The sequence below is a fragment of the Rhodococcus sp. HNM0563 genome (genome assembly GCF_012726195.1).
Taxonomy (GTDB): Bacteria; Actinomycetota; Actinomycetes; order Mycobacteriales; family Mycobacteriaceae; genus Rhodococcus.
On the sequence record NZ_JAASAF010000001.1, the window covers coordinates 556,295 to 578,321 of the forward strand.

Consider the following 22,027-nt stretch of genomic DNA (forward strand, 5'->3'; position numbering starts at 1 on the left):
CTCCCGTCGACGGGGCCCCCGTACAGCGGGCCCGAACTCCACGCCCTACGGTAGAGCCATGTCGCGAACGCTGCTGGTGACCAACGACTTTCCGCCCCGGCCTGGAGGCATCCAGTCGTACCTGAGGTTGTTCGCGGCGCAGTTGCCCGCCGACGAGATCGTCGTGTATGCACCGCGATGGCGCGGAGACAGCCACGTCCGCTACGACGCGGACCAGCCGTTCGAAGTCGTGCGGCATCCGACCACCCTGATGCTGCCGACTCCCGCGGTCGCGCGTCGCGCGTCTCGTCTGCTCGCCGACACCGGGTGTGACACGGTGTGGTTCGGTGCCGCCGCGCCGCTGGCATTGCTGGCTCCCGTACTGCGGCGCTCCGGCGCCGAACGGATCGTGGCGAGCACACACGGTCACGAAGTGGGTTGGTCGATGGTGCCCGGCGGCCGGCAGGCGCTGCGTCGGATCGGCAACGAGACCGACACCGTTACTTTCGTCAGCCGGTACACCCGAGGCCGGTTTGCGGCGGCGTTCGGTCCCCAGGCCGGCCTCGAACACCTGCCGTCGGGCGTCGACACCGAGGTGTTCCGGCCGGACCCCGCAGCGCGTGCCGAACTCCGCGACCGGTACGGACTCGGGGACAGGCCGACGGTGCTGTGCCTGTCGAGGCTGGTGCCGCGGAAAGGTCAGGACGTTCTGATTCGGGCACTGCCCGAAATCCGACGTCGCATCGACGGCGCCGTGCTTGTGATCGTCGGCGGAGGCCCGTACGAGAACACGCTGCGTGAGCTGGCGCGTAAGAACGGCGTCGAGGACCACGTCGTCATCACCGGCGGTGTGCCCGCCGCAGAGCTTGCAGCACATCACACGATCGCGGACGTGTTCGCGATGCCGTGTCGCACCCGCGGTGCCGGACTCGATGTGGAAGGTCTCGGGATCGTCTACCTCGAAGCTTCCGCCACAGGTGTCCCGGTGGTTGCGGGGAGGTCCGGCGGTGCTCCCGAGACGGTCCGGGACGGGGAGACCGGATTCGTCGTCGACGGCACCTCGGTGTCCGCTGTCGCGACCGCGATAACCGGTGTCCTTGCCGACCCCGACCGGGCAGCGGCGATGGGAGCTGCCGGTCGGCGGTGGGTGTCGACCCAGTGGCGCTGGGATGTTCTCGGTGCCAAGCTGCGGGAGCTGCTGAGCGGAGCGCCGCAACGACCGGGAATCACGCACCGAACTGCGGGGTGACGAACCGACGGGGTGCCGTGTATGTGAAGCTGTCCGCGTGAGCAGCATTCAGGTGTCGGATCAGAGCTTCATCGCGGCGGACCCCGTCCACATCGCTGCGGAGATCGCAGCGCCGGACCGCTGGCGGGTGTGGTGGCCGGACCTCGCGTTGACCGTCCGCGAGGACCGCGCCGAGCAGGGAATCCGATGGGCCGTGTCGGGTTCGCTGACCGGGACGATGGAAGTGTGGCTCGAGCCCTCACTCGACGGTGCGATCATCCACTACTTCCTGCACTGCGAACCGACCGGCATCGCCCCCGAACGGGTGACCGAACTCGACCTGCCGGCCATGAACCGGGAACGCAGGGTCGCGGGGAAGAAGATGACCTTCGAGGTCAAGGCTCGGCTCGAAGCGGGACGCCCCGCCGGGGAGGCTCCCAGCGACCGGTCCTGAGCGGACCGATACCGTGTCGATACGGTATGTGGTAGACAACGGCGTCGGTATCGGCTCCTCCGAACATGGAGGCGGCCGCGCACCTTCAGTACACGGGACGGACTGAGAAGGAGTCTTCGTCGAATGGCCGAGAAGACCAAGAGGTCGATCACCATCGATGCACCGGCAGATCAGGTGATGGCTGTGATCGCGGACTTCGACGCCTACCCCACCTGGGTGGAGTCGGCCAAGACCGTCGAGGTCCTCGAGCGGAGGCCTGACGGTCGCGCGGAAACTGTCCGGTTCGTCCTCGACGCCGGGATCGTCAAGGACACCTATGTCCTGCGATACCGCTGGGCGCCGGACGGCCGCGCAGTCAGCTGGAAGCTCGAGAGCGGCGAGATCCAGAAGGCTCAATCGGGTAGCTACGTCCTCGGGGATGCCCCCGGCGGGGGCACAGTGGTCGACTACGAACTCACCGTCGACCTGACCATCCCGATGATCGGCCTGTTCAAGAGAAAGGCCGAGAAGGTGATCACGGATACCGCACTGAAAGAACTGAAGAAGCAGGTGGAAGGCTGAGCGCCGAGAGCGGGACGGCACCCGCCCGCGTAAGGCTGTTCCTCGGTAAGGGAGGAGCGGGTAAGACCACTCTCGCAGCAGCAACGGCTCTGACCGATGCGCGCGCCGACGGCTCCGTGCTCCTCGTCTCCATAGATCAGGCGCACTCGCTGGCCGATGTTCTCGCGGTCGATGCGGGGTCCGGTCTCACGTCCGTGTGCGACGGTCTCGACATCCTCGAAGTCGATTCACTCGGGTTGCTGGAGCAGCACTATGCGAGCCTGCATCGACTCGCAACCTTCGCGGGGGGACACGAACACGCCGGCCAGTTCGATCTACCGGCCCCCGAGGAACTCATCGGATTGCCTGCAGTGCAAGAGCTTCTCGCGCTCACCGAAGTGGCCCGCCTCGCCGCTGACGGACGATGGCGCACCGTGATCGTCGACGCACCCGCATCTGCCGACGCATTCCGCTCGATCGCATCGCCCCGCACGTTCGCCGACTACATGGATCGAATCTGGCCGCAACACAGTCGGATTGCCGCCGCGACCGGATCCGACCCCCGATTGATGATGGTCGTGGCCCTCTACGACAGGATTCTGGGAGGACTCGGCGCGCTACGCGACCTGCTCGACGATCGCACCCGTACAGGCGCGACACTTGTGACGACTCCGGACCGCGCAGGGTTCGCCGAATTGCGTCGGCTTCGTTCCTGGACCGCGATGGCCACCTTGCGGCTCGACGCCGTGATCGTCAACGGGCTCCTGCCCGACCTCGGCGACGACGGGTCCGCCGCCGAGTGGGTCGCAGCTGTGCGGGCGGCGCAGTCCGCCGTCGTGGACGAGATCCGTGTGCTGGTCACCGAGGCTCCGGTAGTCGTATACGAGCGGCGGAACAACGAACCGATAGGCTTACGGGCGCTCGGCGAGATGGCGCAGGACCACCGAGACGACCGGGATCCGCCGCGGCCGGGGAGAGACGTCGAACCGGTCCGGATCGGTCACGACACTGGAACAGGGGTGGACGCGGTGTACACGATGCGAATGCACCTCCCGGTCGCCGACCCTTCGTCACTCACCCTGGGCAGGGTGGCCGACGACCTCGTCGTGGGCGCCGACGGAATTCGTCGCCGGCTGCGTCTGGCATCCGGCCTGCGTCGGTGCACGGTCTCCGAGGCAGAATTCGACGGAACCGACCTGCTGCTGCGATTCGTCCCTGATCCGGCGGTGTGGCCGAAGTGAGTTCGGATCACGACGACCTCCTGAACGACCTGAGGATCCTCGCCGATACCGTCCTCGACCGTGTCGAGGCCCTGGTCGATCAGGTGACGGCGCAAGACGGTGCGGCGCAGACGGACGCGGCGACGAACAACGATGCGGCCGAGTCGAGTGCACCTGCACCTTCTGCAGGAGGTTGTACCTGGTGCCCGCTTTGCGCGGTCGCAGCTCTCGTCCGGGGTGAGAACCACGAGTTGATCGCCAAGCTGGCATCGCAACTCGCTGCGCTGATCGCGATCGTCCGCGAGCTGCTAGCGCGTTTCCTGCCCCCTCCGCCGACCGAGCCCGGCAGCAGTCCGGACGGTACACCGCCTCCGGAGCCACCCGATCGAGGTGGTTTCGTACCCATCTCCGTCACTATCCGTCCCTGACAGCGGACACTGGCGATATGGCGCAACCCGAACGGCACACCATCGGTATCGACGTGGGCGGCACAAGCATCCGTGCCGCCGTGGTCGATGCGTCCGGTGCGGTGATCGACTCTGCTCGAGCACCGACACCGGGTTCGGTGCCGGTGCTCGAGGACGCGCTGCACAGGGTCGTGCGGCTACTCGGCGACCGCAACGACGTCTCGGCAGTAGGGCTGGCAGTCGCCGGATTCCTCAGCGCGGACTGCCGCACCGTCCGATTCGCCCCACACCTGCCGTGGGTCGATGCCCCGATCGCAGAACGGCTCACCGCCCGGTTCGGACTTCCGGTGATCCTCGAACACGACGGGAATGCGGCGGGCTGGGCCGAGTACAGGTTCGGTGCTGCCGCGGGCAGTCGCATCGCGGTGCTGGTAGCGCTGGGCACCGGCATCGGCGCCGCGTTGATGCTGGACGGCCGAATCTTCCGAGGCGCGCACGGAGTGGCTCCCGAACTCGGCCACCTGCAGGTGGTGCCGGGTGGCAGGCCCTGTCCCTGCGGTAAACGAGGGTGTTGGGAGCGATACTGCAGCGGCACCGCGCTGGTCGACATCGCAGTCGAGATGCTCGCCGCAGATCCGGGGCGTTCGCAATTGGTTGCCGGAACGACTGCGGATCCGGGATCGCTGACCGGTCGCCGGATCGCCGGTGCTGCGCAGGACGGAGATCCTCTCGCGCTGGCAGCCATGGCCGAGTTCGCACGCTGGCTGGGGGTGGGGTTGTCGATCGTCGCCGATGTGTACGACCCGGAACTCATCGTTGTCGGCGGGGGAGTGTCGGGGTCGGCGTCGCTGTTCCTCGACGACGCGCGAGAGCACTACGCGGCGGCGTCGACCGGGGCCGGACACCGACCTCTTGCCAGGGTTCGCGCCGCACAACTCGGGGACGCCGCAGGACTGATCGGTGCTGCTGACCTCGCACGCCGGGCCATGGCGGACGGTCACGAACCCTCGGTGTTCTGAGATTCTCGTCACTTACTGCTCGTTCGCGTGGAGCCGGGCACGTCGGCGGTGTGCGTGTGACCCTCGAATCGACGTAGAGTCGACCGGCGGGCTTTGTGAGCCCGCGTCGACGATCCCGGGAAGGTTTGCCATGTGGTACTGGCTGTTCAAGTACGTCCTGCTGGGCCCACTGCTTTGGCTTATGGGCAGGCCCAAGTTCGAAGGCGGCGAGAACATCCCGACGGGTGGACCCGCCATTCTCGCCAGCAACCATCGCGCCGTGCTCGACTCGTTCTATCTGCCGTTACTGGCGAAACGACGTATCACCTTCCTTGCCAAGAGCGAGTACTTCACCGGCACCGGGCTCAAGGGGCGATTCCAGCGCTGGTTCTTCTCCTCCGTCGGCCAGGTTCCGATCGACAGGACGGGTGCGGATGCCGCGCAGGACGCACTGAACGCCGGCGCGCGGGTTCTCGCGCAAGGCAAGCTACTCGGTATCTACCCGGAAGGCACTCGTTCGCCCGACGGACGTCTGTACAAGGGCAAGACCGGACTGGCGCGTCTCGCACTCGAGACAGGAGTACCCGTCATTCCCGTCGCGATGATCGGTACCGACAAGATGAACCCGATCGGCTCCAAGATGTGGAAGCCGGCCAAGATCACTGTTCGGGTCGGTGAGCCGATCGACTTCTCCCGGTTCGAGGGAATGGGAGGAAACCGCTTCGTCGAGCGCACTGTCACCGACGAAGTGATGTACTCCCTCATGCGGCTGTCCGGTCAGGAGTACGTCGACGTCTATGCCGCCTCGTTGAAGGACGTGTCTCCGAAGGCTACGGCGACACCGACCGACCCTGCCGTCACACCCGAGGCCGACCGCATGCCCGACACCCAGGCGGGGTGACGCACGGCGTCGCGGGCATAATGTGACGACGTGCGCTACTTCTACGACTGCGAGTTCATCGAGGATGGACGCACCATCGAACTCGTATCGATAGGTGTGGTCTGCGAGGACGGGCGCGAGTTCTACGCGGTGTCCACCGAGTTCGACCCGGAGCGTGCAGGCCCGTGGGTTCGTCGCAATGTTCTACCCAAGTTGCCGCCCCAGAACCACCCTGCCTGGAAGTCGCGGAGCCGCATCCGAGACGACCTCCTGAAATTCCTCGTGCCCCGTGTGGGTATTCGGCCCGAGTTGTGGGCGTGGATCGGTGCATACGACCATGTGGCGCTGGTCCAGCTGTGGGGGTCGATGCCGGAGCTTCCCGATGTACTGCCCCGTTTCACACGTGAGCTGCGGCAGCATTGGGAACAACACGGGTCCCCGGTGCTCCCGCCGGTGCCCGACGACAACCACGATGCGCTGACGGATGCGCGTCACAATCTCGCGAAGTTCGACGCAATCGAGGTGGCCCGCCGGACGCGATGAGCCGGGTCTGTGTGACCGGCTGCGGTCGGGGCCATATCCTGGTGGAGTGAACTGGACCGTCGACGTACCGATCGACCGCTTGCCCGAACTTCCGCCGCTGCCCTCGGAACTGCGCGAAAAGCTCGACATCGCGTTGTCCAAGCCTGCGCTGCAGCAGCCGACATGGCCTGAAGACCAGGCCGCGGCAATGCGGACCGTCCTCGAGAGCGTCCCGCCGATCACCGTGCCCCGCGAGGTAGAGGAACTGCAGAATCAACTCGCGGCCGTCGCGAGGGGTGAGGCCTTCCTGCTGCAGGGCGGTGACTGCGCCGAGACGTTCATGGACAACACCGAACCGCACATCAAGGGCAACATCCGCACACTGCTGCAGATGGCTGTCGTCCTGACCTACGGTGCGTCGACCCCGGTCGTCAAGGTCGCGCGTATTGCCGGGCAGTACGCCAAGCCGCGCTCGTCCGACACCGACGCCCTCGGGTTGCCGTCGTACCGCGGCGACATGGTGAACTCCATCGTCGCCGACGCGGCTGTCCGCGGGCACGACCCATCCCGTTTGGTCCGGGCGTACGCCAACGCAAGCGCCGCGATGAACCTGGTGCGTGCAGTCACCTCCGGTGGCGAAGCAGACCTGCATCGCGTCCACGACTGGAATCGCGAATTCGTCGCGTCGTCGCCGGCCGGAGCCCGCTATGAGGCACTGGCCTCGGAGATCGATCGTGGCCTGCGATTCATGGACGCCTGCGGGGTCATCGACCCGAACCTGCGCGCCGCGACCATCTACGCGAGTCATGAAGCGCTCGTGCTCGACTACGAGCGCGCGATGCTGCGCCTCGACACCACCGGAGACGAGCCCCGCCTGTACGACCTGTCGGCCCACTTCCTGTGGATCGGCGACCGGACCAGGCAGCTCGACGGTGCCCACATCGCTTTTGCGGAGCTGCTTTCCAACCCGATCGGTCTGAAGGTCGGTCCCAGCACCACGCCCGAGATGGCCGTGGAGTACGTCGAACGCCTCGACCCCCACAACAAGCCCGGTCGGCTCACCCTGATCTCGCGGATGGGGCACTCGAAGGTCCGCGACCTGCTGCCCGGCATCATCGAGGCCGTCGAGGCCACCGGTCACAAGGTCATCTGGCAGTGCGACCCGATGCACGGCAACACCCACGAGTCGTCGACCGGGTACAAGACCCGCCATTTCGACCGGATCGTCGACGAGGTCCAAGGTTTCTTCGAAGTGCACCGTGCCCTCGGCAGTCACCCGGGCGGGATCCACATCGAGCTGACCGGCGAAGACGTCACCGAATGCCTGGGCGGAGCACAGGACATCTCCGACGTCGACCTGCACGGGCGGTACGAGACCGCGTGTGATCCGCGACTGAACACACAGCAGTCCATCGAGTTGGCGTTCCTCGTCGCCGAGATGCTGCGCGGTTGAGCCGACGGGCGAGCCCGGCCGGTCCATCCGGCCGGCCAACCGAGGACCGTGGAGCAGAACGGATCAGGGCACGGCGGTCAGCACGACCGTAGTGCCCGGTTCGGTTCTGCTCCCGGCAGCGGGACTCTGCCCGATCACCACGGATCGGTCCGAGTCGGCGAGCTGTCGCACTTCCACATCCAGTCCCAACCGCTCCAGTTCTTCTCGTGAAGACCCGACCGAACGCCCCATCATGGACGGCACCTTCACCGCGTTCGACACGAGCAGTGTCACTGTGCCGCCCGCTCCGACCCGGTCACCCTCGGATGGATCGGTTCCGGAGACCCGGCCCGCGTCGACATCGGGATCGAACACCTCTCGTTCGTCCTGGACTGTCAGGCCGGCCTTCTCGAGTGCCGCGCGCGCGGCGTCGACCGTTCGGCCCTCCAGATCGGGAAGTTCCACTGGTGCAGCACCCTTGCTGATGATCACCTCGACCTTCGCGCCGACCGGGAGCACGGTGCCCGGGGCGGGATCGAGCGCCGCCACCGACCCCTCCGGGACCGATGTGCTGAACGCCGTCCCGCCGTCGACCGGTTCGAACGTGCGCCGCCGCAGTTCGTCCTCGACCGTGTTCCGGTCGCCCCCTCCAGGGACCCCCGGCACCGTCGGTCGCCCCAACGATACGAGCAGCGCGACGGTGTCGCCGCGCGGAACCTGCGAGCCCGCCGCCGGATCGGTACCGAGCACCGTGTCGATCGGAACCGCGTCCGAATACTCACCGCGGGTCTCCACCACCGCACCGGCCGTCTCGACGGCTGCGGCAGCCGCGGCAGCATCCATGCCCTGTACCGCAGGAATGTCGATCATCCGCCCCGACCCGAGCCACCATCCGGCCAGGCCCATGAACAGTGCGAGTACGACGATCCCGACGATCCAGCCGGTGGTGGTGCGTCGGGAGGCACGTCGGTTCGCACGGTAATCGACCTGCGTGCTGTCGCCGGCTCCGGGACCATCGTTGTGACGTCCCTGGATTTCGTCTCGGGCGTGCTCTCGCGTGACGACCTTGGTGTGCTGCGGTTGGGCGTGGCCCTGCGGGGTCGGCGAAGCCGCCGCCCGATGGACCACGGTCGGGGCCGCATCCGCGGTAGCCGCAGCCTGCGGCCTGATCGCGGTGGTCTCGGGAACTGCGCTCCCCGTGAGCGACGGCGGTGTGGGGGCCGAGGCAGTCTTCGCCGTGATCGCGGATTTCCGGGGCGCCGGGACCCGGTAGCGAGGAAGATCGAGTGCGTCGCTGAGGTCGGTGAGGGCATCGGCCATCGCACCCGCATCGGCGTATCGTTCGGCCGGCTCACGTTCTGTCGCACGACGTACCAGTGTGTCGAACTCTTCCGGAACACCGTCTATCCAGGTTCCGGGATCGGGTACGTCCTTCTCGACGCGCTGATACGCAACCGACAGCGACGTATCGCCAGTGAAAGGGGTGCGTCCGGTCAGCATCTCGAAGATCAGTACGCCGGTCGAGTACACGTCGCTGCGCGCGTCGGCATTACCGGTTGTGACCTGCTCCGGCGAGAGGTAGGCGGCCGTACCCAAGATCACACTGCGCGAGGTCGTATTCGCGGCCGCCACTGCGCGGACAAGCCCGAAATCGGCGATCTTCACCTCGCCGTTCCGAGAGATGAGGATGTTCTCGGGTTTGACGTCGCGGTGCACGAGGCCGGCCCGATGGGCTACCGCGAGCGCACCGAGCACGGGCGCTGCCACAGCAGCGGCGGCGTGCGGAGGCATGGGTCCGCGCTCGCGAAGTAGCTCGCGAAGTGTGCCTCCTTCGACGAGTTCCATGACGAGGAATACGTCGTCACCATCTTGTCCTTGGTCGTATACCGCGACGAGACCCGGATGGTTGAGTCGCGCCACCGACCGGGCCTCGAACTCGAACCGCGCGAGGAACTGGGGGTCGGCAGCGAACTGGTGGTCCATGACCTTCACCGCGACCGGGCGATCGAGACGTTGGTCGGTAGCGCGGTACACGGTCGACATGCCACCGCGGGCAATCCGTGCTTCGATCAGATAGCGCCGGTCGAGGAGCTTGCCGACCACGTGGTCGCCTCCAGCGGTCACCCGGTGTACCCCCGTTGTCTCTGTGTCCCGATTTCGTCCCTGTCGATCGTAGTCATGGCGCCGACAGGTGGTCGCGTACGTGCCCTCCATTCATCGGCGATACGGTGGAACTGTGAGCACTATTCCGTACTGCGACGATGTCCTCGACCGGACCGTTCCCGTTTTGCAGCTCGTCGACGTGGCCAAGCAACTCGATCTCGCCATCACTCGCGTTCATCAGTTGTTGCGCGACCGCCAGCTGATCGCGTTCAAACGAGACCGCGTTCCCGTCGTTCCCGAGGTGTTCTTCGATGACACCGGGGCGATCGCCAAGGGCCTTCCGGGACTCATCGCGGTGCTCCACGACGGGGGATTCGCCGACACCGAGATTCTGGAATGGATGTTCCGGGAGGACGACAGTCTCCCCGGCGGAAATGCCATCAACGCGATGCACACCGATTCGATGAGGGAAGTGATCAGGCGGGCGCAGTCGTCGGCATTCTAGGACGCTCGGCCTTCCCGCACACCGGGTGAGGTCTTCCGGGGTCGTCCCGCTATCGCGCCCGAGGCTGCCTGCATCGCTGCGACGGACATCCGTGTGCGGCGCGGGACCACCACGCGTCGATCCAGGACCCGGTAACCGCTGTGCTCGACCTCGTCGAGGATTCGGCTGTACAGCACGAACGCGGTGCGGATTCCCGGTCGGACGCGGCGGGGAAGCAGATCCAGTCCGGGTTCGGCTTCGCGGTAGCGGTCCCTCGTCAACGCAACGGCGTGTGCGAGGGCACGTCGTACCCGAGGATCGGGGCGACGGTGGCTCCTGCTCGCGCGGAGCAGGTCGTCGTCGACACCGAATGCCGTCCACAGATCGTTCGGCAGGTACACGCGGTCGCGTTCGAGGTCCTCACCGACATCACGGATAAAATTGGTGAGCTGGAACGCTTCGCCGAGGGCACTCGCATACGGCCCTGCCCTGTCGATGTCATCGACGCCGAACACCGTGAGCAGCTGCAGGCCGATCACAGCGGCCGATCCGTACATGTACTCGCGCAGCTCTGCCATGTCGCGATATCGGACACGGTGTTCGGTGGTGCCGGGGATGTCCATGCGCATCGACCGGAGGAAGGCCTCGAAGTACGTCACAGGGATGTCGTAGCGAGCGATGGTCGCGGCGAGCGCCCGGACCACCAGGCCGGTCGGATCAGGTATCCCAGGATTGCCCTTCAGGGCTTGATGTAGACGTGCGTCCGCGTCATCGACCCCGCGCGCAGCCGCAGCCGGATCATCGACAGCGGTGACGTCGACTATGTCGTCGACGATGCGCGCGAAGCCGTAGAGGGCGTGCACCGCTCGCCGCCGCTCTTTCGGCAGCAACCGAGCGGCGAGGTCGTAGGTGCGACCGTGTGCGGCGGTCAGCGACGCACAGTGCGCGAACGCGTCGTCGAGGTGGCCTGGTGTCACCGGACCATGTTCGTTCCGCGCGCGTGGTGCAGGCACGGCCGTGCTCACCGCGTGGTTGTGCGCAGGTGCAGTGGGTCGGGACTGCGCAACGACAGCGCGGCGACGACTGCAGCGAACACAGCGAGTGCAACGTGTGCGATGTTGTACATCCCGATCGAGCCGTCCGGATTGAAGATCAGCATCAGCCACGTCGACAACGCGACGAGGATCATCAGGGTGCGTGTCGACATCCTGAACGCCGCCGCAACGACGAGCGGCCACGAGTAGTACCAGGGCAACGCAGCCGGCGACAGAAGCGTCACGGCCGTGAGTGCGATGACGATGCCGAGGACGGCGTCGCGTTCGGTGCGGCGGAAACGCCACCATGCGTAGACCAGGATGATGGCGAGAGCGATCATGCAGAGCATCCGGGTCACGTCGAGTACGGAACCCAGACGCCACGGTGTGAACCAGGTGATCGCATGGCCCATCATCGTCGGAAGCGAAAGCCAGTTGATGATCTTCGACGATCCGGACAGTGCTGTCAGCCACCCGATGCCGACTCCGGCGATCAACGAGGTACCACCGAACACGAAGACGAACACCGCGACCCCGATGCCGACTGTCTTGACGAACGATTTGATGGGGGACAGGGGTTCGCGGCCTTCGGCGAGTGCGCGGTCGCGTTCATGGATCATCCACACCCACACCAGGAAGGGCAGCGCGAGTCCGGCAGTGGCCTTGATCGCGGCACCCAGCGATACCAGCGCGAAGCCACTGAGATGGCGTCCTTCGAGCACGAGCACGATCCCGGCGAGCATCAGCCCGACCATCAGCAACTCGTTGTGCACACCCCCGACGAGGTGTACGAGGACGAGGGGGTTGAGGACCGCCAGCCACAACGCCACCGTGGGATTGCCGCCCATCCGGCGTGCGAGCCGGGGCACGCCCCAGGCCATGAGTACCAGACCGGGCAGCATGAGTAGACGCCACAGCCACGTGCCCGTCACGACGTTGTCGCCGGTGACCGATGTGATGCCGGCTCCGAGCAGTAGATGGACCGGACCGTAGGGGGTGGTCGTCGTTGTCCAGACGTTACTCACGTTGTCGAGCAACAGGCCCGGGTTGACGACGGGGCCTTCCGAGTACGGATCGAAACCCTCGCGCAACATGGCGCCCTGAGCAAGATACGAGTAGGCGTCCCGGCTGAACATCGGGGTGGCGACCAGCAGTGGAACGGTCCATGTGGGCAGGACCTTCCAGAGGTCGCGGACCGATGCTCGGTCGGCGAGCACCGCACGCCCCAGCCGGACCCATGCACCGATCATCAGCAGGACACCGATCCAGATGATGATCGTGGAGATCAGATGACCGTGTCCGAATCGCAGCCACGAGAGGTACATGTCTTCGAGCAGCGGGTCGACTCGGCGCACACTTCCTGCGCCGAAGCTGCCGAAGGTTACGAAGGCTGCTCCGCAGGCTCCGAGAATCGCCGCATTGCCGGCAGGGCCACGAAGGAAATCGGCCGCACTACGGCGACGTCCGGGCGGTTCCGGGGACGGAATTTCCGTTGCCGGTTCGATGGCCGACCGATCACCGGGATCGGCTTCGGAAGCGGCAGGGGACGACATGGGTACGATTCCTCCCCCGGAAGTCGCGTTGGTGCTGGGCGCAGCTGACAAGAACGATGACACAGTTTAGTGGAGCCGGAAAAGGCGGCGCGTCCGCCTCGGCGACGGCGTGGCGCGGACCTCAGTGCTACTGCCGGCCGACACCGAGGCGCTCGGCAGCGAGCCGACCCGACAACAGCACCGTAGGGACCCCCACACCCGGCACGGTTCCGGACCCCGCGAGAACGACATTGGGATGCTGCGGGTCCAAATTGCGACGACGGAACGGGCCGGTCTGCCGGAACACGTGGGCACTTCCGAAGGGACTCCCCGCCGACATACCCTGGGCTGCCCACGTCGCGGGTGTGTCGATGTGATCGACGTCGAATCCCGAGGTGATTCCCGCGTATCCGCGGGCGTCCAGAGTGGCGAGCAGTTCCTTGGAGTAAGGACCTGCGAGCGCATCCCACGCCAACGGCGCGCTGTCGAGGTTGGGGCAGGGCGCGAGTACGGACAGTGGTTCGTGCTCGGCCCCGTTGCGGCGGAGCAACAAGTCCGGATCCGATAGTGCAGGCCGCGTGACGAGCAGCGATGGATCGGTCATCAGCCGTCCCCGCCCACGGGGGGCGGTGATCTCGCGGAAGGTGCCGTCCCACCGCGCACCGAACTCGATGACGTGATGGTGCTTTGCCTGCCACGCACTGCTGACTGCGGTAGGTACGGTGCCGTGCAGGACGACCGCCGACGGGGACGCGAGTGTCCTCCGGAACCGTGGGGAAGGCATGAGCGCATCGACTACGGGCAGGTCGGGAGTCAGGACCGTGGCGTCACACGGGTAACAGGTTCCGTCCGCGGTATGAACGCTGCAGACGCGATCACCTGCGAACCGCAGTTCGGTGACCTCGGCTCCGAGCTGCAATCTGCCCCCCGCACGAACGAAGGCATCGGCCATCGCGCGGGCAACGGTGCGCATCCCCCCGTCCACGGCGTAGACACCGAGTGAGGTGTCCATGTGCGGGATCGCGCCGTACACCGCGAGGGCGCGTGCAGGGGTCACTCCCGCATACAGTGCCTGGAAGGTGAACACCTTCCGCAACCGAGGATCGTGTATCCGGCGGTTCACCTGTTTACCGAGCCTGCCGAACCCGCCGAGCCGGACGAGTTTCACCAGGTCGTGCAGGGCCGCCGGTGAGGAAACCAGGTCGAGCGGCGAATCGAAGTTCGCGTTCATGAACCGGTCGAACTCGGTGTCGAAGATGTCCGCGAGCCATCGCCGCAATGTCAGGTATCGGCGCGCCTCCTCAGCGCCGCACACCCGGGTGATCTCGGCGACCATCGAGTCCGGGTCCGAGTGCACGTCGAGCGTGCTGCCATCGGCGAACCGGGCGTGATAGGCGGGGGAGAGCCGAGTGGTGTGCAGCGGCGGGTGCAGGGTGCTGGCGTCGGCGCCGACGGCGGCGAGCGCGTCGTCGATCAGTTCGGGCATCGTCAGGACGGTCGCCCCGTTATCGATCTCGTAGCCGGGACCGGTGTGGACACCGACGCGGCCGCCCACCGCATCGCCACGTTCGAGCACGGTCACATCTCGTCCGGCGCCACGCAGGTGCAGGGCAGCGGACAGCCCCGCCAGGCCGGCGCCCACCACAACCACTCGCTGTGCGTCGGGAACGGTACGGACGGCCATCACGCCGCGCGCCGCGTCGCGGCCAAAGCCGCCTCACGCAGGAGTGCCGCGCCCTCCTCGGTTGCCCCCGAGGACCCAAGGGTGGCGAACGCCCGCTCGGTGAGCTCGGTGATCTGCTGCTCTACCTTGTCGACAGCGCCGACCTCGACGAGCACGTTGCGTACGTGCTCGACCTGCTCATCGCTCAGATCGGTGCCGATCGACTCCCTCAGGGTCGCTGCGGCAACCGGATCGTCGGCATCTGCTGCTTCCAGCGCCAGCGCGTACAGCACCGTCCGTTTGCCCGAGCGCAGATCGTCGCCGGACGGTTTACCGGTGACCGCCGGATCGCCGAAAACGCCGAGAAGGTCGTCGCGCAGTTGGAACGCAAGGCCGATATCGGTGCCGAAACGGCGGTACGCGTCGATCAACGACTCGTCGGCACCAGCCAGAACTGCGCCGAGATGCAGAGGGCGTTCGATCGTGTACGCGGCGGTCTTGAATCGGTTGACGCGGGCTGCGGCCTCGACCGACTCGTCTGCTGCGGCCTCTCCCGCGATATCGAGATACTGGCCGCCGAGGACCTCGGTGCGCATGGCCGACCAGACCGGGCCGAGCCGCGCTGCAGCCCCGCTGGGGAGTCCGGCCTCGCGGACCATGTCGTCCGCCCACACCAACGCGAGATCGCCGAGCAGGATCGCGACGGCCTGACCGAACTCTGCCGGCGCCCCGCGCCACCCGTTGTCGCGGTGCAGCCCGGCGAAGTCGACGTGCACGGTGGGAAAGCCGCGACGCGTGGTGGACGCATCGATGATGTCGTCGTGGACCAGCGCACCCGCCTGCACCAGTTCGAGTGCCGAGCACGCCTGTAGCACCGCGCCGGCGTGCGGCCCGGCCGGGTCCCCGCCGGCACCGAGCCAGCCGGACCACGCGAACGACGGACGAATCCGCTTACCCCCGCGGAGAACGAACGACTCCAGCGCGGCGACCGCCTCTGGGTAACCTCCACCGACGGTCTCCACGATGGGGGCCTTGGAAGCGAAGAACTCCCGCAGCGCGCCTTCGACGAGTTCGGGGAGCGGGACGGGGGGCACGGTTGCGGGTCCGGTGGACAGGGGATTCCTCCTGGTCGAATGCGGCGAGCGTCGCGCGACGGGTCGCGCGGCACCTGCACCGAGCCTATCCGGCGCCTCTCGCCGTCGCCGGTGACCGGTGGCCGGTCGGCGCACCCTATGCTGGACGCGTGGTAGTCGATTTCAGGGGGACCAGTGGGGGCGCGGTGACCGGCGGCGCCGAGCGAGTCGAGCAGGACGGTGACTCGCGCACGCCGTCGATCGTGCATCGACTCGGTGATCCGCGTGGCGGGCGGATCCCGTTCTCTGTCGAATTCTCTCCGCCGCGCGATGCGGACGCCGAGGCACGCCTGTGGCGCGCCGTCCGGGTATTCGAGCGGCTCGGTCCCGCGTTCGTCTCGATGACGTACGGCGCGGGAGGTTCCACGCGCGACCGAACAGTCCGCGTGACCGGGGAACTCGCGGAAGCGACGACGCTGCTGCCGGTGGCGCACCTGACCGCTGTCGGACACAGTGTCGACGAACTTCGGGCGATGGTCGGTGCGTACGCGGATCGCGGTATCACGAATATTCTGGCGTTGCGCGGCGACCCTCCCGGCAACCCGCTCGGCGAGTGGGAACAGCACCCCGAGGGGCTCGCACACGCCGACGAACTGGTGCGACTCGTACGAGACCTCGGTGACTTCCATGTCGGGGTGGCCTCGTTCCCCGAGGGGCATCATCGTTCACCCGACCTCGATCACGACACCCGGTTTCTGGTGCACAAGCTCCGCTCGGGTGCCGAATACTCCATTACCCAGATGTTCTTCGACGTGGAGCACTACCTGAGGTTGCGCGACCGCGTCGCCGCGTTCGACGCAGAGCAGGCCGCCAAGCCGATCATCCCCGAGATCATGCCGATCACGTCGCTGCGATCGGCGCGCCGCAGCTTGGAGTTGTCCGGATCGAAGCTCCCCGCGGCGCTGGAGGAACGTCTCGTGCGGGCAGCTGGTGACGGGCCGGACGAGAACCGGGCAGCTGTGCGCGAGGTCGGCATCGATGTGGCCACCGAGATGTGCGAACGCCTCATCTCCGAGGGCGCTCCCTGTCTGCACTTCATCACGCTGAACTTCGCGCGGGCCACCAGTGAGGTGCTCACGCGCCTCGGCATCGAAATGCCGGCAACTGCGGCGCAACCGGCCTGACCGCCGTATCGCCTGGCGGTTGCGCTGGTCAGGACCGGCTCCGACCGTTCGATGACGGTCGTGCGGCAGAGGGATTGCGAGTGAACCAGGCCAATGCGCCGATCAGGAGCGTGACGGCCGTGGCGCCGCCCGCCACGATCCCGGCCCATCCCGCGAATCCGCGGGTGTTGGGGTCGGAGTAACGCACTTCTGCGCGCAGCGTGCTCACTTCACCTGCGGGGAGTTTCCACGAGACGATCGAATCGGACTCGCGGTCGCCGTTGGTGGTGGCCACGCGCGCGGGGAAGGCGATGGTGAACTGGACGTCGGTGCCGCGTTCAGGAGCCGCTTCGAGATCGACGCGCCCGGTGAGCGACACGAGGTCGCCTGCACGCTGCAGGGAGAGCTGGAAGGATCCGGCGCTCTGATCGGACATGGTCGCGAGTTGCTGCACCTCGCCGAAGGTCAGGTCGCTGAAGAAGACCTGGCTGCCGACGTATCCGTCCTGTGCGTACTCCTGAATGCGTACTTTTCCGGCCAGGGCCGAGGGAACGGTGAGTTCGGGGCCCTTGTCGTTCTCGTCGATCGGGATCGTCGCCGCGACGACCTGGCCGGAGACCCGATCATCGGATGAGATCCCCATCGACGTCTGGACACGAAGACAACCGGTGAGAGCAGGAACCATCAGGATCAGAAGTCCGAGGGCGGCGATGACCCGGCGGGCGGCGGTCTGGCGAGGGGCGGCCTGGCGGGGGGTGGCTGCGGGGCGAACGGATGTGGAGGACGGCGGCACAGGGATATGGTGCCAGGCCGACGTCGTGCGGTCTGACCATCGGGTCGGATCCGGCGCGTCGTCGGGCTCTCGCGTGAACCTCCGGATCACCGTGAGAGCCGGCCGAGTGTTCTGCGCAGCAGGCCGCCACCACTGTCGGCGAGTGCGACGCGTGCGGCGCTGCGGCCGCTCGATCCCGACACGCCGCCTCCGGGATGCATCGATGCACCTGTGAGATACAACCCGGACGCACCCGGCACGCGGTAGCCCGACAGTTCGGGGACAGGACGCCAGAAGAACATCTGATCGAGTGTCATCTCCACGTGCATGACATTGCCGCCGATCAGTCCCATTTCACGTTCGATGTCTTCGGGCGTTTGCGTGTGTACGTGGCGGATACCCGCGGTGAAGCCGGGGGCCCGGTTCTCCATTTCGGCAATGATCCGGTCGGTCTCGGCGGCGGCTTCCGACTGCCAGCTACGTCCATTGCCGAGCCGGTAGGCGTACCACTGGGACCACAGAGTGATCTGGTGTTCTCCAGGCGGTGCGATCGACGGGTCGAGCGCGGAGAAGCTCATCGCCAGGACAGCGGGCGTCGGCGGCAACTCTCCCGCAAGCGCCGCGCCGTGCGCGAGACGAAGCTGAGCGCGGTCGTCGACGAGCAGTTGCAGACCGGTGGTGTCACCACCGTCGTCGGGTGCGCCGCGATAACGGGGAAGCGAATCGGTTCCGAGTCGGAGCACCATGCCTATGCCAGGACCGACGCGAATCCGTCGTCTCCACGCGCCGATTCGCGAGGCGTCGAATCCGCCCTGTTCGAGCATGTCGAGTGTGGTGAGAATGTGGCATCCGGCGATGACGGTTCGGGCCTCGATGATTCGCCCGGACTCTGTGCGGACCGTCCAGAGATCGCCGGACCGACGGATCTCTACTGCGGCGTCGCCGCACGTCACGGTGCCTCCGTCGGAGGCGAGCCTGGACGTCAGGGCGCGTGTGAGGGCACCACTGCCACCAACGGCTCGTCCGGGCGGCAATGTGTGCATCAGTGCGGCGAATCCGACCATCGGTGCGGTGCCCGGCTCGGACATCGGTGGCCCGGACTGTGCTCCGAACCAGGCAAGTGCGGCCTTGAGCGGTTCGTCGTCGAAATACTCGTCGAGGAGGGAATCACCGGAGGTGAGGAATCGCCGTGACAGGTCGAGCGCGCCCCCGCCGAGGTCGAGCCCACGGAACGACGGGACGAGATGACGGGCGGTTGGTGGCGCTGCGAACGATCGCATCACCGCAGCTGTGCGCGGACCCCACTCGCGCACGAAGCGGAGATATGCCTCGGCGTCGCGTCCCCCGCAGGCCGCCTCGATCGACGCGCAGGTGTGATCGAGGTCGCGGCGGAAGACGATGCCGGGTCGGCCGCTCCCTGTCGGAGGCGGGGCGAATGCCCACGGATCGCAATCGATGTAGCGCAGACCGTGCGAAGCAAGATCGAGTTCCTCGAGAATGCCGGAGTGCCGGATCATGATGTGAGCCGACGACCCGCGGTCGACGGCGTATCCGGGGAATCGTTCCACGGTCGAGACTGCGCCGCCGATCACGGTGTCGCGCTCGACGACCTCGATCGACCAGCCTTCGCGTGCCAGGTAGCAGGCCGAGACGAGTGCATTGTGCCCGGAACCGATGACGACGGCGTCGAGCACCGAACTACCTGCGGGGGTCATCCCGGTGCCTCCGAGGGGTCTGCCTCCATCGGGAGCGCGCGACCGAGAACAGCGAAGGGGCGGGCGTCCCCGGTGAATACGAATCGTCGGACCACATCGCGGAAGCCGAAACGCCGGTAGAGACGCCACGCGCGGTTGTCTTCTTCTGCGATCTCGGGTGTCGACAGCATGACGGCCTCCTCTGGGCGATCCCGGAGCAGTCGTCGCAGGAGTGCCTCGCCGATGCGATGGCCCTGAGCGTCGGGCCGAACGTGCAGTTCGGTCAGTTCGAAGTAATCGCGGAGCAGTGCGTCGATCGAGCCCGGGGACATTCCCGAGTGCCGCATTCCTGCGCGTACCTGCTGGTGCCACCACTGATGGGGGTGCCCGTGGTAGCCGTAGGCGATCCCGACGAAAGTGCTGGGGTTGCCCGGCATCATTGCGGCGACGGCGCGCCATCCGTCGCGATCGGCGTGCTCCGACCACATCGGCGCGCGGTGGTGCTCGGTGCCTCGGGGGTATCGCATGGCGGTGACGTAGACGGACAGGAGATCGGGCAGGTGGGTCCGGAACTCCGCGGGGGTGAGGTCGACGAGTACCGGCTTCGGGTCGTGCCGATTCGGGTCAGTGCTCATATGGGGACGGAGACCGCCTTCCCTTGACGACGTGTCGGTGGGTCCAGCTATATTGAATACGTCGAACCTATGTTCGATGCCGGTGATCCGGGGATGTTCGAGGGAAGCGAACATCCCCGGATCGTCCGGGCTGGAGCCGCACTGCGGCAGGGCAGGAAGGTGCACGAGCCATGGCAGCCCCGCACACCTCGAGATCAAGATCACATAGGTTCGCCGGGGAGGCTGTGCACGCGGGTTGTGTGGGGCCGTCCAAGTCGGCCCGTGCTGCGTCGCAGTTGCGCAAGGCAGACGAACTCCTGTCCGGGGCTGCAGGTGCAGACGCGCCCGGCGAACGGTTCCGCTTGTCCTATCTCGCCGCATTGCGCGGCGCAGGCGCGGTGATTGCAGCCGCCGAACTGAGGGCGCCGCAACGACCCAAACGGAGGCCTGCGACCCGAAATGCCTGGGTGATGATGATGCGCGCCGATGAATCGTTCGCCGGCTGGGCAGATTTCTTCGCTGACCGATCGGCTGCACGCGCCGCGGTCGAGGCCGGGGTGCAGCGGGTTGTCGATGCCGAAGACGCATCGGCCTTCTTCGACGAGGTCGGACGTTTCCTGCACGACGTCGAGAGCTACTTGTCCGCTGAGAGCGGAACTGCGTCTCGCATGTGACCTCGGCCCCTGGCCGAACAGTGCTTTTCGACCCGGGAGAGCGAACCAACTTTCGTAGTTGGTGGTCCCGGAGGAAATGTGCTCGTATCATTGACTCAGGCGGCCGTGATGTCGGCGCCCCGCCGGATTCGTCCCACCGGGTCCGGCGGCCACCGTTTAGTGCCGGGGGAGGTACCGTGCCACTCTCCGAGCACGAGCAGCGCATGCTCGATCAGATCGAGAGCGCGCTCTATGCTGAGGATCCCAAGTTCGCCTCGACCGTTCGCGGAAAGCGACTGGGTATGGCGTCCAACAGGCGACGGCTGCAGGCCGGCGCGCTGTTCGTTTTGGGTTTGACGTTGCTTATTGCGGGAGTTGCCCTACCGGTCAAACCGGGTGGGTTCCCGATCATCAGCCTGCTCGGATTTCTCGTGATGTTCGCTGCGGGAGTTCTCGTGCTGGTCGACGGACGGCATCGGTCCGCATCGGGTGCAGCATCCGGCGGAGCGGATTCCGGAAAGCGCGGTAAGACTTCTTCCACTCGTGGTCGGAAGAAGTCTTCGGAGGGCTTCACCCACCGGATGGAGGAGCGGTTCCGGCGTCGCTTCGAACAAGAGTGATCTGACGCGCACAACGCCGCACCTACAGCAAGGGCGCGACCCCCATGGGGGTCGCGCCCTTGCTGTAGGTGGGGGTGTTGCCGCACCGGTGGGCATACGGCCCGACCTGCCTCATCGCCCCACTGCGCCCCACAGCAACTCGTCCTGTGTGTTTCGATGCCGCCCTCCACCATGCGGACCTGCGATTTCCTGCGATTCGCTGTCCTCGGGTGCGCATCACAGGCGGGTGCGAGCGCGGTAACCGTCACAGGCGCGCACGGTGCCCCACCGCCACCACGTCCGCTGACCAGGAATTTCAAGAACAACACGCCCATCGGACGCCGGTTAATCGGATATTCGTGGGGTGAAGTGGGGTACTGTGGGGCGCGGCGGGGAGCGAGAGTGTCTCCGTCGCACGACGCAGAGTCCGTCCGGCAAGGCGGGAGGTACCGGGTGTTTCTCGGCACCTACACGCCGAAGTTGGATGACAAGGGCAGGCTCACCCTGCCTGCGAAGTATCGAGACGAACTGGCGGGAGGGTTGATGATCACCAAAGGGCAGGATCACAGCCTGACCGTGTATCCACGCGATGAGTTCACCTCGCTCGCGGAACGGGCGGCGGCGGCGTCTCGCAGCAACCCCAACATGCGTGCCTATCTGCGAAACCTCGCGGCAAGCACGGATGAACAGCGTCCCGATTCGCAAGGCCGCATCACTTTGTCCATGTCGCATCGGACATACGCGGGGCTCACCAAGGACTGCGTTGTGATCGGTTCTGTCAACTATCTCGAGATCTGGAACGCCGAGTCGTGGGAGGCATACCTGGCCGAGCACGAGGAGGGTTTCTCCGAAGCAAGGGACGAGGTACTTCGCGACATATTGTGACGGATCTTCGGCTCTGCGCGGCGAGTGCCGTGAGGCCTCTGCCCGGGACCGACCCTGACGCACTTCCCCGGCGCCAGGTACGGAACGGAAGCCCTGAC

At 66.6% G+C, this 22,027-nt stretch carries 22 protein-coding genes; 14 read left to right on the forward strand and 8 right to left on the reverse strand.

What is annotated here, in order from left to right; all coding sequences use genetic code 11:
• Nucleotides 1–58 precede the first annotated feature (58 nt).
• The 9 genes from HCA61_RS02690 to HCA61_RS02730 all read left to right on the forward strand — a co-directional run bounded on the left by HCA61_RS02690 (nt 59) and on the right by HCA61_RS02730 (nt 7,681).
• Complete coding sequence (locus tag HCA61_RS02690; protein WP_169686378.1) at nt 59–1,228, forward strand: glycosyltransferase family 4 protein; 1,170 nt, start codon at nt 59–61, stop codon at nt 1,226–1,228.
• Nucleotides 1,229–1,265: 37 nt separating this feature from the next.
• Nucleotides 1,266–1,661: a polyketide cyclase / dehydrase and lipid transport gene (locus HCA61_RS02695; RefSeq protein WP_169686380.1), complete on the forward strand. Its 396-nt coding sequence runs from the start codon at nt 1,266–1,268 to the stop codon at nt 1,659–1,661.
• Between the two features lie 123 nt (nt 1,662–1,784).
• Nucleotides 1,785–2,222 carry an SRPBCC family protein gene (locus tag HCA61_RS02700; protein ID WP_169686382.1) on the forward strand — a complete coding sequence of 146 codons (438 nt, stop codon included), beginning with the start codon at nt 1,785–1,787 and terminating at the stop codon, nt 2,220–2,222.
• A 35-nt stretch (nt 2,223–2,257) separates the two neighbouring features.
• Entirely contained in the window at nt 2,258–3,442 is a 1,185-nt protein-coding gene (locus HCA61_RS02705; RefSeq protein WP_277351977.1) for an ArsA-related P-loop ATPase, read from the forward strand.
• On the forward strand, nt 3,439–3,849 hold the full coding sequence (locus tag HCA61_RS02710) for a hypothetical protein (protein ID WP_346777468.1): 411 nt from the start codon (nt 3,439–3,441) through the stop codon (nt 3,847–3,849). The genes HCA61_RS02705 and HCA61_RS02710 overlap by 4 nt, the downstream gene beginning before the upstream one ends.
• A gap of 17 nt (nt 3,850–3,866) precedes the next feature.
• Nucleotides 3,867–4,847 carry an ROK family protein gene (locus HCA61_RS02715; protein WP_169686386.1) on the forward strand — a complete coding sequence of 327 codons (981 nt, stop codon included), beginning with the start codon at nt 3,867–3,869 and terminating at the stop codon, nt 4,845–4,847.
• A 130-nt stretch (nt 4,848–4,977) separates the two neighbouring features.
• Nucleotides 4,978–5,727, forward strand: coding sequence for a lysophospholipid acyltransferase family protein (locus HCA61_RS02720; protein WP_169686388.1), 750 nt, complete (start codon nt 4,978–4,980; stop codon nt 5,725–5,727).
• 30 nt (nt 5,728–5,757) lie between these two features.
• A complete protein-coding gene (locus HCA61_RS02725) occupies nt 5,758–6,249 on the forward strand; it encodes a polyadenylate-specific 3'-exoribonuclease AS (RefSeq protein ID WP_169686390.1) in 492 nt (163 codons plus the stop codon).
• Nucleotides 6,250–6,295: 46 nt separating this feature from the next.
• Nucleotides 6,296–7,681 (forward strand): 3-deoxy-7-phosphoheptulonate synthase class II, encoded by a 1,386-nt coding sequence (locus HCA61_RS02730; RefSeq protein WP_169686393.1) that lies wholly within the window; start codon nt 6,296–6,298, stop codon nt 7,679–7,681.
• Between the two features lie 63 nt (nt 7,682–7,744).
• On the opposite strand, the gene pknB is transcribed toward HCA61_RS02730, so the two are convergent.
• A complete protein-coding gene (gene pknB, locus HCA61_RS02735) occupies nt 7,745–9,784 on the reverse strand; it encodes a Stk1 family PASTA domain-containing Ser/Thr kinase (protein WP_169686395.1) in 2,040 nt (679 codons plus the stop codon).
• Between the two features lie 112 nt (nt 9,785–9,896).
• On the opposite strand from pknB, the gene HCA61_RS02740 reads away from it, so the two are divergent.
• Complete coding sequence (locus HCA61_RS02740) at nt 9,897–10,268, forward strand: Rv2175c family DNA-binding protein (RefSeq protein ID WP_169686397.1); 372 nt, start codon at nt 9,897–9,899, stop codon at nt 10,266–10,268.
• On the opposite strand, the gene HCA61_RS02745 is transcribed toward HCA61_RS02740, so the two are convergent.
• The 4 genes from HCA61_RS02745 to HCA61_RS02760 form a co-directional block, all read right to left on the reverse strand.
• Nucleotides 10,265–11,224: a phytoene/squalene synthase family protein gene (locus HCA61_RS02745; RefSeq protein ID WP_169686398.1), complete on the reverse strand. Its 960-nt coding sequence runs from the start codon at nt 11,222–11,224 to the stop codon at nt 10,265–10,267. The genes HCA61_RS02740 and HCA61_RS02745 overlap by 4 nt on opposite strands.
• A gap of 44 nt (nt 11,225–11,268) precedes the next feature.
• Nucleotides 11,269–12,834: an alpha-(1->6)-mannopyranosyltransferase A gene (locus HCA61_RS02750; protein ID WP_169686400.1), complete on the reverse strand. Its 1,566-nt coding sequence runs from the start codon at nt 12,832–12,834 to the stop codon at nt 11,269–11,271.
• Between the two features lie 127 nt (nt 12,835–12,961).
• Complete coding sequence (gene crtI, locus HCA61_RS02755) at nt 12,962–14,497, reverse strand: phytoene desaturase family protein (protein ID WP_169686402.1); 1,536 nt, start codon at nt 14,495–14,497, stop codon at nt 12,962–12,964.
• Nucleotides 14,497–15,570, reverse strand: a complete 1,074-nt coding sequence (locus tag HCA61_RS02760; RefSeq protein ID WP_169686404.1) for a polyprenyl synthetase family protein — start codon at nt 15,568–15,570, stop codon at nt 14,497–14,499. Before HCA61_RS02760 ends, crtI begins: the two co-directional genes overlap by 1 nt.
• Nucleotides 15,571–15,812: 242 nt before the next feature.
• Here HCA61_RS02760 and HCA61_RS02765 point away from each other — a divergent pair, with 242 nt between their 5' ends.
• Nucleotides 15,813–16,733, forward strand: coding sequence for a methylenetetrahydrofolate reductase (locus HCA61_RS02765; protein ID WP_169686853.1), 921 nt, complete (start codon nt 15,813–15,815; stop codon nt 16,731–16,733).
• A gap of 28 nt (nt 16,734–16,761) precedes the next feature.
• Here HCA61_RS02765 and HCA61_RS02770 read toward each other — a convergent pair whose 3' ends face one another.
• From HCA61_RS02770 to HCA61_RS02780, 3 genes are all read right to left on the reverse strand, one after another.
• Complete coding sequence (locus HCA61_RS02770; RefSeq protein ID WP_206039607.1) at nt 16,762–17,397, reverse strand: DUF3153 domain-containing protein; 636 nt, start codon at nt 17,395–17,397, stop codon at nt 16,762–16,764.
• A gap of 194 nt (nt 17,398–17,591) precedes the next feature.
• A complete protein-coding gene (locus tag HCA61_RS02775; protein WP_169686406.1) occupies nt 17,592–19,199 on the reverse strand; it encodes an NAD(P)/FAD-dependent oxidoreductase in 1,608 nt (535 codons plus the stop codon).
• Complete coding sequence (locus HCA61_RS02780; RefSeq protein ID WP_169686408.1) at nt 19,196–19,813, reverse strand: GNAT family N-acetyltransferase; 618 nt, start codon at nt 19,811–19,813, stop codon at nt 19,196–19,198. The genes HCA61_RS02775 and HCA61_RS02780 overlap by 4 nt, the downstream gene beginning before the upstream one ends.
• A gap of 170 nt (nt 19,814–19,983) precedes the next feature.
• On the opposite strand from HCA61_RS02780, the gene HCA61_RS02785 reads away from it, so the two are divergent.
• The 3 genes from HCA61_RS02785 (at nt 19,984) to mraZ (ending at nt 21,929) form a co-directional block, all read left to right on the forward strand.
• A complete protein-coding gene (locus HCA61_RS02785; protein WP_169686409.1) occupies nt 19,984–20,466 on the forward strand; it encodes an SAV_6107 family HEPN domain-containing protein in 483 nt (160 codons plus the stop codon).
• Between the two features lie 176 nt (nt 20,467–20,642).
• Nucleotides 20,643–21,065, forward strand: a complete 423-nt coding sequence (locus HCA61_RS02790) for a DUF3040 domain-containing protein (protein ID WP_169686410.1) — start codon at nt 20,643–20,645, stop codon at nt 21,063–21,065.
• 432 nt (nt 21,066–21,497) lie between these two features.
• A complete protein-coding gene (mraZ, locus tag HCA61_RS02795; RefSeq protein ID WP_169686855.1) occupies nt 21,498–21,929 on the forward strand; it encodes a division/cell wall cluster transcriptional repressor MraZ in 432 nt (143 codons plus the stop codon).
• The last annotated feature ends 98 nt before the right edge of the window (nt 21,930–22,027 follow it).

What these genes read in the sequence shown, in the direction of transcription:
- HCA61_RS02690 (WP_169686378.1), top strand. Translation starts at nt 59, where the DNA reads ATGTCGCGAACGCTGCTGGTGACCAACGACTTTCCGCCCCGGCCTGGA.
- HCA61_RS02700 (WP_169686382.1), top strand. Translation starts at nt 1,785, where the DNA reads ATGGCCGAGAAGACCAAGAGGTCGATCACCATCGATGCACCGGCAGAT.
- HCA61_RS02715 (WP_169686386.1), top strand. Translation starts at nt 3,867, where the DNA reads ATGGCGCAACCCGAACGGCACACCATCGGTATCGACGTGGGCGGCACA.
- HCA61_RS02720 (WP_169686388.1), top strand. Translation starts at nt 4,978, where the DNA reads ATGTGGTACTGGCTGTTCAAGTACGTCCTGCTGGGCCCACTGCTTTGG.
- HCA61_RS02750 (WP_169686400.1), bottom strand. Translation starts at nt 12,834, where the DNA reads ATGTCGTCCCCTGCCGCTTCCGAAGCCGATCCCGGTGATCGGTCGGCC.
- crtI (WP_169686402.1), bottom strand. Translation starts at nt 14,497, where the DNA reads ATGGCCGTCCGTACCGTTCCCGACGCACAGCGAGTGGTTGTGGTGGGC.
- HCA61_RS02770 (WP_206039607.1), bottom strand. Translation starts at nt 17,397, where the DNA reads ATGGTTCCTGCTCTCACCGGTTGTCTTCGTGTCCAGACGTCGATGGGG.
- HCA61_RS02775 (WP_169686406.1), bottom strand. Translation starts at nt 19,199, where the DNA reads ATGACCCCCGCAGGTAGTTCGGTGCTCGACGCCGTCGTCATCGGTTCC.
- HCA61_RS02780 (WP_169686408.1), bottom strand. Translation starts at nt 19,813, where the DNA reads ATGAGCACTGACCCGAATCGGCACGACCCGAAGCCGGTACTCGTCGAC.
- HCA61_RS02785 (WP_169686409.1), top strand. Translation starts at nt 19,984, where the DNA reads ATGGCAGCCCCGCACACCTCGAGATCAAGATCACATAGGTTCGCCGGG.